The organism is Akkermansiaceae bacterium, from assembly GCA_024233115.1.
In the GTDB taxonomy this organism is placed as follows: Bacteria; Verrucomicrobiota; Verrucomicrobiia; order Verrucomicrobiales; family Akkermansiaceae; genus Oceaniferula.
This window is the reverse complement of sequence record JACKQB010000007.1, coordinates 267,903-283,529: the sequence shown is the minus strand read 5'-3', so window position 1 is coordinate 283,529 and position 15,627 is coordinate 267,903. Positions and strand designations below refer to the sequence as shown.

10 protein-coding genes are annotated in these 15,627 nt (G+C 55.4%); 3 read left to right on the top strand and 7 right to left on the bottom strand.

The window, feature by feature from the left end:
• The first annotated feature begins 368 nt into the window (after positions 1-368).
• Entirely contained in the window at positions 369-1,652 is a 1,284-nt protein-coding gene (locus tag H7A51_18760; GenBank protein MCP5538260.1) for a hypothetical protein, read from the top strand.
• Between the two features lie 307 nt (positions 1,653-1,959).
• Positions 1,960-4,398 (top strand): right-handed parallel beta-helix repeat-containing protein, encoded by a 2,439-nt coding sequence (locus H7A51_18755; protein ID MCP5538259.1) that lies wholly within the window; start codon positions 1,960-1,962, stop codon positions 4,396-4,398.
• Positions 4,399-4,638: 240 nt separating this feature from the next.
• Here H7A51_18755 and H7A51_18750 read toward each other — a convergent pair whose 3' ends face one another.
• From H7A51_18750 to H7A51_18735, 4 genes are all read right to left on the bottom strand, one after another.
• Entirely contained in the window at positions 4,639-7,902 is a 3,264-nt protein-coding gene (locus H7A51_18750; protein MCP5538258.1) for a hypothetical protein, read from the bottom strand.
• Between the two features lie 133 nt (positions 7,903-8,035).
• Entirely contained in the window at positions 8,036-9,424 is a 1,389-nt protein-coding gene (locus H7A51_18745; GenBank protein MCP5538257.1) for a sulfatase, read from the bottom strand.
• Positions 9,425-9,784: 360 nt separating this feature from the next.
• Positions 9,785-10,891: a transposase gene (locus H7A51_18740; GenBank protein MCP5538256.1), complete on the bottom strand. Its 1,107-nt coding sequence runs from the start codon at positions 10,889-10,891 to the stop codon at positions 9,785-9,787.
• A 66-nt stretch (positions 10,892-10,957) separates the two neighbouring features.
• Positions 10,958-11,170, bottom strand: a complete 213-nt coding sequence (locus tag H7A51_18735; protein ID MCP5538255.1) for a transposase — start codon at positions 11,168-11,170, stop codon at positions 10,958-10,960.
• 94 nt (positions 11,171-11,264) lie between these two features.
• Between H7A51_18735 and H7A51_18730 the strand changes: the two genes are divergently transcribed.
• Positions 11,265-12,338 carry a transposase gene (locus tag H7A51_18730; GenBank protein MCP5538254.1) on the top strand — a complete coding sequence of 358 codons (1,074 nt, stop codon included), beginning with the start codon at positions 11,265-11,267 and terminating at the stop codon, positions 12,336-12,338.
• Positions 12,339-12,593: 255 nt separating this feature from the next.
• Here the strand turns inward: H7A51_18730 and H7A51_18725 are convergent, their stop codons facing one another.
• The 3 genes from H7A51_18725 to H7A51_18715 all read right to left on the bottom strand — a co-directional run bounded on the left by H7A51_18725 (position 12,594) and on the right by H7A51_18715 (position 15,618).
• Complete coding sequence (locus H7A51_18725) at positions 12,594-13,610, bottom strand: discoidin domain-containing protein (GenBank protein ID MCP5538253.1); 1,017 nt, start codon at positions 13,608-13,610, stop codon at positions 12,594-12,596.
• 391 nt (positions 13,611-14,001) lie between these two features.
• The gene (locus H7A51_18720; protein ID MCP5538252.1) at positions 14,002-14,934 is read right to left on the bottom strand and encodes a hypothetical protein; all 933 of its coding nucleotides are present in this window, start codon (positions 14,932-14,934) and stop codon (positions 14,002-14,004) included.
• Between the two features lie 120 nt (positions 14,935-15,054).
• Positions 15,055-15,618 carry a four helix bundle protein gene (locus tag H7A51_18715; GenBank protein MCP5538251.1) on the bottom strand — a complete coding sequence of 188 codons (564 nt, stop codon included), beginning with the start codon at positions 15,616-15,618 and terminating at the stop codon, positions 15,055-15,057.
• Positions 15,619-15,627 lie beyond the last annotated feature (9 nt).

The window sequence follows — 15,627 nt, the reverse complement described above, 5'->3', positions numbered from 1 at the left end:
AGCTATTGGAGTCCTCCCATTACTTGTTTTGGACAGTAGTGTGCCCGCCCCCTATACACGCAACCTGATTACCGTGTTTTCCAACAGAGAAAGCCACAGCATCCCGTATCAGCACATTTCCCAAAAATCGCTCTGGAGAGTCGAATTGTTTGCCTTCGAGATGGTTTGATCCCTTCCCATATTTCTGATATAAGGTCATCGGTTGTAATATTGGGAGGATGGAATTTTGTGAGTCAGTAGGGCTAACGTCAGGATGGCGAGCGATCGTCATGACCAGGATATGGGCACTAGGCACACTACTGGTGATTCACATGGTGGGATGTTCTCCACAGACGGAACCATTGGGGGGGGTAACGCCGGTTCCCGTGGTGGGTGCCATTCACAAGACCTTTGATTATCTGGAGAGTAACCAGGTCACCAAAGAAAAAGCGAGACGTAGTGGGGGGAGGATGTTTGCTGGTGAATGGGAGCAACGCCTTTCTCTGGGGACGCTGGAATCGCGGGATTCGAATGCATTTTCTACAGCGATGATTATTTGTTATCTTAGCAGGTTGTCAGAAGAGAATGCTGGTAAGTTAGCCTTAAGTGAAGAACGGCTGGCTGCAATAAACACAGTCAGGTCGTCAGCTGTTGAGAGCCTCCAACACTTTAGGTATACTAGAAACACTCCCGCATTTGATTCATACGGATATTGGCCTATGTATCATCAACGACCATGGAAGTGGGAAGGTGTTTCAGATTTTCTGGACCAGTTTTCTTTTATAAACATGAAGTGGTTTGGTGATCTCGAGCCCGTTGCACCGAGGGTATATTTCCGTTCTTTCCGGATCTGGCCAGATTCAGACACCACTTCGTCATGTTATAGTGCCCTGTTGTTTCATAGCGAACTGAGTGGAGACAGAAAAGCGGCAAAAGATGTCCGGCTTTGCGTATTTGGTCGCTATCTTGATCAATCCAATACAAACCGTTATGCCCCCAAAACCAGCGTTCTTCAGTCGGGAAGTGGTACGTTTCTGACCTGGCTGCCACCGGAGACGCGTCCCGATTGCCCGAACGAGGTGGACCTTGTGGTAAATGCGAATGTGTTAGTAACACTGGGCAGGTATAAACATCTGCATACGCCTGGTGTCAAAGCATCAGTAGCGTGGATCAACCGTGTTATAAGGGAGGGCACTCATCAGAACCCTAGGGACGTTACCACCCACTATCAGCATGCTTGGATGATTCACGCGTGTGTTGCCAGAGCTTATAAAGAAGGAGGTGTGGAGGATTTAAAGCCATCAGTGAAGATCCTACTGCGTGAAGTCCTGAGCCATGGTATGAAACAACGAGATAATACCATCTTGTGGCGCGGGGAGAGCCCTGTTCTGGCTACGGCCTGTGCGGCGAGCACGTTGATTGATGCCGACTACCAAGGGCCGGTGTTGGACGGAGCAATAAGATATCTTGTCAAGCAACAGGGAGATGACGGCTCATGGAAGTTCGGGGTGATTCACATGGGAAGTGATGAAAATGGCCTGGGTTGGAAAGTCAAGTCGCGAGCCGCGTACTCGGCCTTTATCATGGACGTTTTGTGTCGTTATGCCCTGACGCAAAGGGTAACGGGAACAAGGGGCAACGCGGTGTCACAAATCCTACAGAATGTGAGGTGATGCAGGGTAGACTGGGCCCTGTTTTGGCCACGCCGCATCATCTTGGCGACAATCACGATCAATGGAAGGAATCCACGCGGCTTGGGAAGCGAAAATGGATGGGCGGTGCCTCTACCGTGCATGGACACGCAGCAAATGATCAAGATATGCACAGACCTTGGTGGCAGCTGCGTGGTGGATTCATGGACATTGCCTTAGTATGCATAGTGGAATGAAGGGTTCCGTGCAGATCGATTCGGGCCAAGGGGGGTGGCGTTTCGTGCGCAATCATCCAGGGGGCCGAGGGGGCCGGGTCCTTGCGCTTGTCATGGCATTTTCCATGGTCCCCTCTGGTCTTTTTGCCTCCGTCCTGCATGTCGACCGGGATGCAACGGGCTCGGAGGATGGCTCGAGCTGGGCGAATGCGTTTTCCACGCTGAATGCCGCGCTCGATGCCGCGGTCGCCGGTGACCAGATCTGGATCGCCGCCGGGATCTACTACCCCAACGACGAGGATCCCTCCGACATCAGCCGATCCCAGTCGTTCCAACTCGTAAGCCAGGTCACCGTGCTGGGGGGCTTTGCCGGAACCGAGACCGATGCCGCCTCGCGCGACCCCGTGGCGAATCCAACGGTGCTGTCCGCGGATCTGGGACGGGATGACACCGACACCGATGGCGACGGGGTCATCGATTACCGCCCCTCCAACGGTTATCATGTGTTAGAAAACGATCAGATCGAGGACGCGGTGCTGGAGGGGGTGACGATCGAGGGAGGCGCTGCGATGGCCAGAAGTCGTAATGACGATGTCAGCGGGGGAGGCATGGTCAACCTGTCGTCGTCCGTCACCCTGCGCGACTGCATCTTTCTCGACAATCGGGTTGTCTCATTGAACGGAACGGCGCAGGGAGGAGCGGTCTATCAGGCGGATTCGGACTGCCTCTTCGAGCGGTGCACCTTTGTTGGTAACTACGCCGACAGCATCTACGAGAGTTTTCGTTATGGGGGAGCCGTGTATAATGCAAGCTCAAGCGTCTCGTTCGTCGATTGCACTTTCACTAACAGCAACGCGGTCTATGGAGGCGCCATCTTCAGCTCGGGTTCAGATGTTGTGATCGACCGTTGCGAGTTCACCGGTAATGCCGCCGAGGTGCTTCAGAAAGGTGTCGGAGGTGCCATTTGGCACAGCGGTCAATCACTTGTGATCTCCGGTAGTATCTTCCGGTCGAACACAGCAGCGCGTGCCGTGGGTGCTGTCAACTGCGAGAACGCGATCGTCGTGGTCACCGACACGACCTTTGAAAGTAACACCGCCGCTGGTTCCGGGGGCGGAATGTATTGTTCCCAGAGCCAGGCGGTGTTCGAGAGATGTGTTTTCAATTCCAACGAGTCGGGTGACGCCGGTGGTGGACTCGTGGTGTATTCCGGCACGGTCGAGGCCTTCATTTCTGATTCCTCCTTCATCGATAATGTGGCTGAAAAAGGAGGTGGCCTGGTGCTCTCGGCCAATGATGCCGAGGTCAGCCGCTGCACGTTTTCGGGCAACCGTGCGTTTCGCGCGGCCGGCGGTGCCAACGTGATTTCCTGCAATCCGCGATTCGCGAACTGCACCTTCTACAACAATGAAGTTTACGGAGGTGGTTCCGGCGGTGGGAGTGGTCCAAGCGCCCCCCCTGACGACGGCGGTGGCGGAGCCATGCGCTGCCAGTCCTCAACCGTCGAGATCATCCATGGCACTTTCTACTCAAACCGATCCAATTTCCGGCATCTCGAACTTGGCGAAGAGGAGGAATACAGCGGCGGGCTGAATGCCGACGACTCGACTCCCGTTGTGAGGAACAGCATCTTCTGGGACAACGAGGCGGACGACATTTATGGCAGCACGGCAACGGTCAGCAACAGCATCATCGACGGCGGCTATCCGGGAACCGGAGTATCGACGGCCGATCCCCTGCTGGGGAGCTTCGGTGCCCATGGAGGACTGACATCGACGGTGCCCGTTGCCTTTGGAAGTCCCGCCATCGATGCCGGTGTGGTTGCAACGGATGACCCGGCCACCGATCAGCGTGGCTTCTCACGCGATGGCGAGCCCGACCTCGGGGCCTGCGAGTTCACGGCCTTGGCGGTTGAGTCATTTGACACGACACCCTATGTTAGGCTGGGATCTTCGGCGCGCCTACTTGCGACCTCTGATCACGCCCTCCCGTCGTTCCAGTGGTATCTGGGGGAGAGTGGCGATACATCGACGCCGCTGACGTCAGGTGCAGAGCACCTAACAGAACAGCTTGAGTTTGGGACTCAAGTCTGGGTCCAGCTTTTGTCGGCAGCCACCGGTTCTGTCGATAGCGAAACCATGGAAATCAGCGTGCGGGGCAACTACGAGGACTGGTGCGCTTTCCACCAGCTTTCCGGAGCCGATGCCGCCCCCCTTGCTTCTCTTTCCAGTGATGGCATTGCTAACATCCTCAAATTCGCCACCGGGCTGGACCCGTCGAAGCCGGAGGTATTGCCGGTCACCATCCATATGGTTGGCGATCACTTTGAATGCTCGGCAACCATCTCCACAACGCCACTGGATATCACCGCAGGATTTCGGAAATCGACAAACCTTGAGCAATGGGCCGCCCCATCCGCAGTTCCCTCCATCACCGCTACCGGCCCGGGATTCCATAGGATGGACCTGACCGAGCCATGTGAGCATCCAATCGGTTTCATGCGCTTCGAGGCGGGCTTCGCTGGGGCGAGTGGCATCGAAACATTGGATTAAAGCGACATCAGCGACAGCGTGGGCTGCTTCCATCCAACCCTAAGCATCGGCCGGGCTCCGGTCGTTCTTTTCTCTCCAAATCGATCGCGTGCCTGTTTGAAAACCTGATCGACTAATACCCGGCTTCCCATGGTCACACCATCGCTGAAATACCGCACCCTGCAACGCATGGCCTTACCGAAGCTCATTGTCCCTATGCCGGCGCCTGTCCACACTGCCTAGGTTCCGCTTAGATTCCAGTTACCGAAGATGCATCCGGATAAACCATCTGGGGAAATCATCGGCGATAGGCACGGTGACTTCATCAAATCCAGGCAGACTCGGGTGCTCCCGGGTCATCGATTCGTCAGGATACACACGAGACCAACTGCCGGGCATCAGCGTGGTTGACTCCTCAAGCGCGTAGGCACTCCAGTCCGCGCCCTCGCGCCGACGGTTAAAGACGTATCGGATTTCGCCATTACTGTCCCGTTGGATACGAGGTCGCACTGCTGGGCTCGCCTGTTGTTCCGACCCACCCAGTTGATACTCCGCCCAGGCGCTAAGTCCATCGCCATCGTAATCGGACGCCCAGTCCACATCATCCGGATCACTCACCCCAACCTCCGTATACAACCATTGATCGGCCAAGCCGGCGGCAGTGAGACTGGTATAGATCGTGCCGACTCCACCAGCGTCACCGGCGGAATTACTTCCTAGCGGAATGCCTCCATCGACGGATATGGCTGCGCTGCCGCTGTCCAGGGTAGTGCGATAATAGATCGCGATGCGTCCGCCGCCGCCGCCGCCGCCGTTTTTCTGACCGCCGCTGGCATCGCCACCATTTCCGCCTCGCGCGCTGATAGTGCCTTGCAGCAGCACATTTTTACCACTGAGCAAAATGGCACCACCGCTGCCGCCGCCGGAGGTTAGCTGGGATCCACTGGCAGAGCCGCCGCCGCCATCGGCATTGAGCACAGCATTGGTGGTGAGTTGCAAGTTTCCACCCGCGATCAGAGCCACCGCTCCGCCACCTGCTCCACCTCCCTTGTTCCTGGTGCCGCCGGCACCGCTGCCACCGATCAAGTTGTGCAAGGTTTCACTGCCGTATGGCCACCCAGCGGGAGTACTGCTGCCGCCGGCCCGACCACCAAATGACCCGCCCGCAGAACTGGAGTCGTCTTCGCCGGTCTCATTACCCGAACTTCCACCCGGCCCTTGGCCGTCATAGGGCCTACCCGGCGAGTCATCACGGTTGGCATGTCCACCGTCACCGCCACCGGCAACTCCCGAACCACCGACCTTATGCGAGCCACTGCCGCCAGCTACATTCAGTGTGCTGTCCAAGCTCAAATCTCCTTCAGCGACGAGCACCAGCGGACGTGATCCGGTCAACGTCGGCGCGTTGACCATGTTGATCGAACTAAAGACAAACACCGCCACTTCAGAGCCGTCCGGATTGACGCCGAGCCGACCAGACGCATTGATCCCACCGCTGCACGTCAGCGCATCGGTATCAATCGTCAGTGCCGCCGTAGCCGCGGTAATTTCACCCAAATCAGGAAATGCGGGCGGCTGCGTCAGTGCGCCGTGATCGACCACTTCTACCATCACTGTATCGAAATCGGTGTAATCAACCGGGTTCAGCGGATCGCTGTCATCCGTCTGAGTGTGGGTGTAACGCAAGGCATAGACGCCGGGTTGGCGAAACCAAACGCGGCTGATGACCTCGCTCGGACTCTCGAAGACCACCTCCCCTGGACCACTGTCCACCGTCCATGCGCCACTCGCGGAAAAATTCTCAGGCAAGGGGAAACGAACCAGGGCGTTCAGGGTGAGGGCGTCGCCGATCCGGGTCGATGCGGTCTCGGGCAGGACCTCCACCTGAACCGGGCTGAAAACGACGGAGTCCGGTGGATTGGAATAACCCTTCCATGAAGCGATCGCGTCCCAGACCCGGCCGTTGCGTTGGCCGGATGTGGTGACCAACTGCATGGCGTGGGCACCCAACCGGTCCTGAAGCTGACGGTAATACAAACTGCGCGGGGTGATGTTGGTCTGACGCAGCTCCCAGAATCCATCGGGCTCGCTGGGTGCCCAGGTGCCGTCATGTTTATTGCCCACACTGCCGATACAAAAATTCATCGCCGCCTTGGGGGCGTCGCAGATGAAGCCGCCCGAAACATTACAGCTCCAGAAAACAGTCTGCGCACCAGACCAGCCGTGCCCCGTACCCGAGTCCCGCCGATTTTCCACATCAATCTGACCCGCCGAAACATTGTCAAACAGCAGTCCCTGGGCGTAGCGATGATGCGGGCCACTGTTGGCGTAGGTGTTCTTGGCGACACAATCGACAAAAACATTCGGCCCGGCGGTAAGCGATCCGGTGACGTAGTCGTGCCGCCCCTCGCGCGTGTAACAACGCTGCACCAGAGTGAAACACGCCCCGTCCAAATTGAACGAGTATCGCCGGCCGCCGGTGTTTTCACTTTTGGCGTCCAACATGGAACAATCTTCCACCGTGACCTTCTGGCTCTGGTTGATCACGCTGACACAGTTGTTGCCAAAAAACTGAGCGGTGATTCTGCGGACCCATGCATTTTCAACCCTGGAAAACTGCACCGCCGCCCAGCCGTGGTCTTCATCCGTGTTACTGGTATAACTCGAGGCCAGACGCATGCGCTCGATGCCGACATTGTGCAGGCCGTTGTTGAAATGGTAACGGAAAACATCACCGCCGCCGTATTGGCTTTCGATGGCGTGGATCAGCGGCGCATCCAAGGTGATGCGATTGCCGTCGATGGCGGTAATCGTGCGCGGAGACTGGGTGTTATAGGCACTCGGCGTCCAACCATACTGCCCCATCTTGATCAGATCGATCCATGCCTGATTGGGCGTGCGGCGCACGATGATCCGGTCGCCAACCGAATACCCGGCTGCGGATGCGACATCGATTTGATGCGCACCACTGCCGACAAAGGTGTTGGTGATGGCGCTGGTGGTGCCACCGATGCTGGCCCAGCCGCCACTGCCGGTGAATTCAAACAAGTTATCCTGCTGGGTCGCGGTGAATGTCACCACCGTTCCGCCGGCCCATTGCCCTTCGCCGCGAATCACAATCCCGTCGGCTTGGATTTTCAGCGTCTGCGACACGCGATAGTCGCCATTTTTCAAGAGAATGGCACCGCGGAACCCGGCCGACGACAAGGGCATCGCCGCAACATCATCAATCGCCTGCTGGATGCGGGCATAATCGTCACCGGACGCCACCGGATCGAGCGCAATCACAACCGGAACCCAAGGGATGGCAACACCGCCACCCTGATACCCCGCCTGCGAGAAATCGATCATGATGTTGTCCGCGTTCGTCTGGTCTTCATTGGCATAGCCGACGTAACTCAGCGACCCGTCCGGACCGGGCACCACCAGGGAAGAAACCGGCAGCGCGAACAGCGACAGGGTTTGGAAAAATACACACAGGACACATAACGACCATTCAAGCTTCAGGCCTTTGAGATGATTCATAATTAAGAAAGTGGGCAGCATCGCAGAGAAGCGGAGGGTTTACAATAAGGAAGACTATCCTCCAGTATGCGGTTTAAGTGCCCGACTTCAACAACGGGCTTGAAGAATACGTCGGACATGTCAGTAGGATGGGTTATTTTTTGGAATGGATACTGAGCCGCGGTTTGGTCTGGCGGTTGTTGGCGTCGAGTTCGGTTTTGCGCCCGAGGTCGTTCTGGGAGGCCATCCATGCGCGCAGTTTTTTCCGCAGTTCATTCTTGGTTTCGCTGAGGCTTTTGTCGGCAATCAGATTGTTCTGGCAATACGGGTCGGCAATGACGTCGTAAAGTTCCTCGGCGGGGCGCTTCATATACCTGTCGCCGAATTTTTTGTATTGGCCGTCCATCCCCCTGGTTTCCTCGTAAGTGCTGCGCGAGATGGGGATGCTGAATTCATTTTCGGGAAAGAGGTTGAGAATGTAGCGGTAGCGTTTGCCGACGACACTTCGGATGCCATAGGGGGATTTGTATCCGTCGACTCCGCAGGTTGTCTGGAGGCTGTAGGCATACTGGCTGTGCTCGCTCTTTTCACCTTTTAGCAGCGGCAGGAACGACTTGCCGTCGAGGATCTCGGGAATCGGGGCACCGGCGGCATCGAGGAAGGTGGGAACGATGTCCGTGTATTCCACGATGGCGTGCGTTTCTTTTCCCGGCGCGATCTTTCCGGGCCAGCGGGCCACCAAACCACTGGCCACCCCGACGTCGTAACAGGTCCATTTCCCGAAGGGGAACTGGCTGCCCTGCTCGGTGGCGACCATGACCAGGGTGTTGTCTTTAAGTTTCAACTGATCGATCATGCGCAGGACTTCACCCACCTGTCCGTCGAAGTAGGTGATTTCAGCGAGGTATTCCGCGTATTTCTGATGTTTGTTAGGCAGTTGCTGGGGGCTGAGCGGGGCGTTGAGGTAGGGTGTCGGGTCTCCCTTGGTGTAGGGTGTGTGGGGTTCGTTCGATGCGAGGAAAAGGCAGAAGGGTCGCTGCTTTTCAGCGGCCTGACGCATGGTGTTGTAAACCTTGGGGTAGCGCCAGCCGCTCGCATGGACCTTCACATCCTTGTTTAACGGATCGGCAAATTCCGGAACATATTTGAAGGGGAAAACAGAGGCGGGCGCGACGTGGCTTTTTCCCGCAAGGACCACATCATATCCTGCCGCCCCGAGGTAGTGGACAATACTCTTGATGTGTTTGTATGCCTTGCTGTGATTGGGGTGGGCACCGTTTTTCACCGGGTAAATCCCGGTGTAGAGTGCGTGCCGGGTAGGGGAGCACATGGGGGCGGCCTGGTAGCAGCGATGGAACGTGAGCCCCTCGGCGGCGAGCTTGTTGATATGGGGCGTTTTTGCCGGGCCTCCGTAAAGTTCGAGGTCGCGGAAGGTGCAATCGTCCGCGAGAATGAAGACGAAGTTCGGGCGTTGGTCCTCCGCCTGCGCGAAGTATGTGACCACGGTTGTTAGAATGACTAGGGCGATTGTTGAAAATTTCATCGGTTCACGGGTCTTATGGGTTTCATCCTACTTCGCCGAGGCTACGCAGGACACGGTAGGCCTTATTTTTTTTTGTTTATGGCAGATCCCGGGTTTTACGTCGATAGCTGGTTTCCTGAAGGTTTTCTCCATATTCTCAACACCGCTTTGCTGACTAGCAATGAGGTTGATGTCTACGTCCTTCGGCACAGCCCTCAGCCCGGAGCTGATCTTTTCTAGCTGGGTGTGGGTGTCTTTGGCAAGACTCTAGCTTGGAGTGTTAGCTGCCCGGCGGAGGCACTTTCAGACTCCTGTCCTGGAAAGTTGTGTTGTGGACAGTAGAGCATACGGATCTTTGCTGCTTGAATCCGTCCTGACGATTTACTCAAGCGGGTTTTTCACAAGTTGTCGCATCGAGTAGATTTGCTTTTTGGGTTGCTTCCATCCAACACCACGCATCGGCCGAGCTCCGGTCTTTCGTTTCTCTCCAAAGCGATCGCGTGCCTGTTTGAATATCTGATCGACAAATTCCCGACTTCCCACGGTCATGCCATCGCTGAAATACCGCACCCTGCAGCGCATGGCCTCGCCGAAACTCAATTTACCACCCTTGGCTAACACCTTTTCCACGTTCTTACGCTTGAACCCTTTTCTAACGCGCTTGATCTTCTGGTTGTCAGGCACATCGCCAGCGTGAATGTCTTCCGCAAATACCTCCTCGCCATCGGCAAAGAGCATCATACGGTAGTGATCCGCCGCCCCCTTGTTCCAAAACTGCGGTTCGGGTGGTTTGTTTCCAATTTCCTCATGGGTCTCAAGTATCCGACAGATCCCGTCGCGCGCTTTTTTCCTGCCGGAGTTCGCTTTCGGCTGCATCGCCTCGCCGTATGAACACCACTTGTAATCCTCGGGATTCTTCACCATGCCCGCACGGATCGGATTAAGATCGATATAAGCGGCCATCACCCGCGCAGCATAACCATCCTCCACAAGCACACTCTTGAACCGCCCTTCCCACAAGGTTCCGCGCCGACCGTTCGCGCCATTATACCACTGCGTAAAACGTTGCTTCAGCCCCTTCATGAACTCGGACAGATCATGCATCCGACAGGTAAACTTCTCCTTGAGCTCTGCAGCAGCCTTACCCGCGCCGTCTGCACGAAACTTCTTCAGCATCTGCTCGATACCCCGATAATACACCGTCGAATACAAGGGCTTGAGACGAGCCAGAAAATCCTCATCCGTAATTTCCACAGCTTCTCCCTGGACCTTCGGGGGAACCTCCACCAACAGGTGAAAATGGTTGCTCATAATACAGTAGGCAAGCACCCGAACCCCACAAAACGCCTCGTATTCGCGCATCATACGGACAAACACGTCCTTTTGCTCGCGGCCCAACACAAACTGCCGATCAACAACCCTGGACACGCAGTGATACAGGGAAGCCGTGACTTCAGCAGAGGGGGAAAGGAAACGTGGCTGACGCATGACAAGGGCAGTAAAACAGCGGATGGGGGAGAGGTCAAATTGTTTCTTTATAAAAGGCCTGTCCCTTTATATGTCCACCAACAGGTGAAAATGGTTGCTCATAATGCAGTAGGCAAGCACCCGAACCCCACAAAACGCCTCGTATTCGCGCATCATACGGACAAACACGTCCTTTTGCTCGCGGCCCAACACAAACTGCCGATCAACAACCCTGGACACGCAGTGATACAGGGAAGCCGTGACTTCAGCAGAGGGGGATAGGAAACGTGGCTGACGCATGACAAGGGCAGTAAAACAGCGCATGGGGGAGAGGTCAATTTGTTTCTTTATAAAAGGTCTGTCCCTTTATATGACCTCACCCCCGCCCAGTTCTTTGACGCCCTCAAGAGCAGGCGTCGGCGCAGCCACCTCCGTAGCCTTCTCGACGAGTATCTCGCCACCGCTCCGCGCAACCATCCATCCCATCCCGGCAAGCCATGCGGCCCTTGATGATTTTGAGATTTTCGCGGGGGACGGCCACTTTCATGCCGCCGCCTCCCATGACCAGCGTGATTACAAGGGAAGGAAAACAGCCGTAGGCCACCTCTACACACTGAACCTGCGAAACTTCACCTGTAATCACCTCGCCCTGAGCAACAAGAAAGAAAAACGGCGGACAAGGAAGACCGAGAAAAACCACGACATCACCCTGCTCAAGTCCCTCGACAGAGAGCTCCTGCGCCAAGGCGCGCCAAAGGGAAGGAAGGTCATCTACGTGTGGGATAAGGCCGGAATCGATTTCGCCCAGTGGTTCAAGTGGAAGCAAGCGGGCGGCATTTACTTCCTGAGCCTTGAAAAAGACAACATGCGCCCGGTGAGTCCGATGCCCCTTGGGTTTGACACCGCGGATCCGGTTAACGCCGGAGTAATCAGCGACGAACTCGCAGGATACGGCGGCGGAGTCATGCTGCGGCGCATCACCTACCGCTGCCCGCAGAGCGGACGCGACCTGGTATTGCTGACCAACCTGACAAGCTCAAGCTTCCCGCCGGGACTCATTGCCCAGCTCTACCGCATGCGCTGGGACATCGAGAAAATCTTCGATGTGTTCAAGAACAAGCTTGGCGAGATAAAGGCATGGGGGAGCACGGAGGCCGCGCGGGAGATGCAGGCCCTCTTCATCACCCTGAGCCACAACCTGCTGACACGCTTTGAGGAAACCATCAGGGAAGAAGAGGGAATCGAGAACACAACAAACCGCGAGCGGATGGACAAGCGTCTTGAGCAGGCGCAAAGTGAAGCCAGCCAGTTAGGAGGGGAGTTGCCAAGGCTATACAAAGACTGGCAGAGGCTTAAGCAGACGGGCGTGACCTTCATCCGCTGGTTAAGAAATCAAATTTTCAAACCGACTTCGTGGGTGCAGTCCTTGCACCTGTTAAGGCAAACCTACGCCATTTTTAAAGCATGATCTTCTAACACCGATCATGTCATATGTTTACTGTCGTTTTGCGCGGCCAGTCCGGGAAACAGGCAGCGAGAAAAGAAGCATGGGATTCGCCAGCTCGGATTACATGGTGCCCATGCTGTTCTGCCAGATAGCGCAGGCAAAAAGTCTGAGCGAGATAGGTGCTGATCCAGGCCAAAGCCCCGGGTTGGTCGATGCTTTAAGATGCGAATGCCAAACGTCCGGCAGCACACGCCTGTCCTTGCGGATGGGGTGGGCTCAGTTTTTGCGGCGGCGAAGCAGCAGAATCACTCCTCCCAGGCCAAGCAGAGAGGCCGTGGCGGGTTCGGGCACGGCTTGATAGAAATTCATTTCCACGATGCCTGTATTGCCGGTCCCGCCGGTTGTAACGTCGAGTCGCACATAACGCGCATTGATCGAACTGAACATCTCGTCGGCATGAAAACCGTTGATTGTGTGCGAGGTGGTCGCCACCGTGGAACTAAAATCGCTTACGTTGCTGAAGATCAGATCGAAGTCAGTGAATCGATCCGAGGTTCCCGTTGTTCCACGTTGGAACAAGTCGAAGCCATTGACCTCCATGACCGACCCCAGATCGAAATCCACGAAAAGACTGTCTCCCGCGCCGTTGGACGCGTATTCCTGTGCACTGGCGTCCCGGCCAAATCCCCCGTCGGCCGCATTGGCAAGCGCGTAGTTGGTAGGGTTGCTGGCGTGCGCGGCACTGCCTCCTATGACAGAAGTAGTAGTGACGAGGGCCGATCCAGCCGCCGTGTTGAGGAAGCGCATTTCGGCGGCACCGAGGTTCTGTGCCGGCCCTAGAGACGTGCCTGCTTCCCAGCGCGCATATCGAAAACTGGTCTGTGCAAAAGACTGCCCGGGCCCTGCCCCGTTGCTACCCGTCGGATTGATGGTGATGATGTTGTCGGAGTTGTCGAAGACAGCATCATTACTGAGAATCAGTCGGGATACGCCGACAACATCACCAGAATTGTTCCGGGTCATGGCGAAGAACCGATCCACTGTTACGGTGGATCCAAAATCCATTTCCACCCATGTGCCGTTGCTGGTGCTGAACGCGTCTCCAGCCCCGCCCCCGGCGGATGCATATTCCGTGTCCCTGTTGCCATCAAACAGATTGGTAGCATCGAAAGCGCCGCTATATCGGGTCGCGCTATTGGTGATAGTGGGAATGCCGACGATTGCAGCATGCAAAGACAAAGGAGCAAAGAGTGACAGCAGGCTCACAGCGCGCGACATGGTAATGGTGCTCATAATAGGAGTGATTTAGGTTTCGGGGGGATTAGAGGTGAGATGTATATCTATTGCTAATAATTCAACGGAATTTCATCAACCCCGTCAACTTCTAAAAAAAGGAAAAGGCAGGGGCATTCAGCTGGTTTTTTTGTCAAGGGCCAGTCCCTTCACCTGCCTTATCTGATATGGGCCCTTTATCTCGAGTGCAGAGAATTGATCGTCCGGGGGTGATGGGATTCTTAATGGATGATGTTCTACTAGACCCTTAACTTTTGGATACCGTTGACTTTTTGGGCTCTAAACCTTTCATGCATCTTATTAAAGGTGCATCTTATTAAAGGTGTGTCTCTTTATCGGCTTAAGCTATATTTCTTTGGAGATACAAGAGACCTGAGAAAAAGAACTCAGCTTACTGTTTAATGACACTCACGTTTTCTATCAGGAACAGCGCGTCTTGGTAGTCGCCGTTGGAGGCTTCCTCGAAACCGACTAAGTAGGCGTTCTCGAGAGCTTTGCCTTGGTATGAGGTGACTGGATAAATCCGAGCGGTGTGTTTGATTTTCGCAGTAGTAGGGACGCTGGTGTCGGTGCAGGAGAGTTGCTTGTGGCCCTGAAAGTAGAGGTTGAATGCGCCTGCTGGGGCATTAAATAGCAGAGTTTTTCCGGCTCCAAGTATATCAGGAAATAAGCATTGGTGTGCATCTGGGAGTGTCTTTGAGCTGTCGATTAGCTCGCCAAGTTGGTGCTTCTTCTGGCCGAGGAAGTAGCCAAAGGGCGCCTTGCCCTTTGGAGAAAATCGGGCTAGTGGCGTTATTTTTGCCTGCTTGTTGTCTATCGCCTGAAAGTGGGAGGCGTCGAGGCTCTGGCCAATTGTAGCTGCCTTCGTGTCCAGATGGAGCGTGCTTCCGCCTACTTTGAGCGGGATGCCCAAGGCTTTAACGATGTCTAGAAGCGGTGGTTCGTTTTTGCCTTCAAACTGCTGCAAGCCGATCCCTCTGAGGGTGATTTCTGTGCCAGTTTGCTCTGGCCCGAGCTGAATGCTTGCGCTGTGCAGGAAGCTTTTCTGTGTTTTGTTGAATTGGATAGTGAGCTCGTAGCTCTTGCCTGGGGAGAGTTCTTTTGGGGTTTCGCTGATCAGGAAGGCGTGGTGATGCTCGCCGCTTAGCCTGGCTTCGCTGGGCAGTGTCTGCGAGGTCGGGTTAGTGATGGTGATAGTAGCGCTTTGCGACTTATACCCTTTGACGGCACTGAGGCTGACGAAGGATTGACTCACCTGCAGGTTGATGGGTGTGGCAAAGGCGGGTAGGGCTAGCGATAGGAAAATGAGGCACAGATGTTTCATAGTAGAATACTATCATTATAGCATTGGGGATATGAGTCTTATACGTCCTATAGGACCTATTGGTTGATTAATCATAGGACTTATCCTACTTCGCCGAGGCTACGCAGGACACGGTATGACTTATTGCTTTCTGCGGTGTTCTACGCGGGCTTTGTACATGAGTTCTTTGAGGCCGCCTTTTTCGAGGAAGTCCTTTTCGAGTCGGGCGATTTGTTTGTCGAGGAGGTAGTTGGCCTGGTGGATGAGGCAGAGGGCGATGTTGGCTACTACGCCGGCGTCTCGGGTGTCGGCGAATTCTTTATAGGTTTGATAGGACTCATGGGACTTATTGCCGAGGCCTCTGACGTAGAGCGCTTCCTTGGAGTTTTTGTCCCAGATGGGGTGGTTTCTGGTTCTGAGGTAGTCCTGGTAGTCGAGCAGGAGTTCTTCGAGGGAGGCCCGGGCGACGTTGGTGAGCTTGAGCTCCATCTCGGAGGATGTTTTGGCGGCCTTGGAGCCCTCGGCGATGTTTTGTTTGCCGGAGCGGGCGGCTTGCACCATTTGATCAACGGTGCGGTCGTTGTAAGTCAGGAAACGTTCGCAGAAACGGAAGGTGAGGTCATAGACGATCTCGGATTTTTGGTAGGAGAGGAGTTCCTGGTAGTTGCCGGTTTTGGGGAGGAAGCTGGGGTCTTCTGAACTCATGGGGTTTTG

Bases quoted from the DNA above. Each gene is read 5' to 3' on its own strand.
- H7A51_18750 (MCP5538258.1), bottom strand. From the start codon at position 7,902: ATGAATCATCTCAAAGGCCTGAAGCTTGAATGGTCGTTATGTGTCCTG.
- H7A51_18745 (MCP5538257.1), bottom strand. From the start codon at position 9,424: ATGAAATTTTCAACAATCGCCCTAGTCATTCTAACAACCGTGGTCACA.
- H7A51_18725 (MCP5538253.1), bottom strand. From the start codon at position 13,610: ATGAGCACCATTACCATGTCGCGCGCTGTGAGCCTGCTGTCACTCTTT.
- H7A51_18735 (MCP5538255.1), bottom strand. From the start codon at position 11,170: ATGCGTCAGCCACGTTTCCTATCCCCCTCTGCTGAAGTCACGGCTTCC.
- H7A51_18740 (MCP5538256.1), bottom strand. From the start codon at position 10,891: ATGCGTCAGCCACGTTTCCTTTCCCCCTCTGCTGAAGTCACGGCTTCC.
- H7A51_18720 (MCP5538252.1), bottom strand. From the start codon at position 14,934: ATGAAACATCTGTGCCTCATTTTCCTATCGCTAGCCCTACCCGCCTTT.
- H7A51_18715 (MCP5538251.1), bottom strand. From the start codon at position 15,618: ATGAGTTCAGAAGACCCCAGCTTCCTCCCCAAAACCGGCAACTACCAG.
- H7A51_18755 (MCP5538259.1), top strand. From the start codon at position 1,960: ATGGCATTTTCCATGGTCCCCTCTGGTCTTTTTGCCTCCGTCCTGCAT.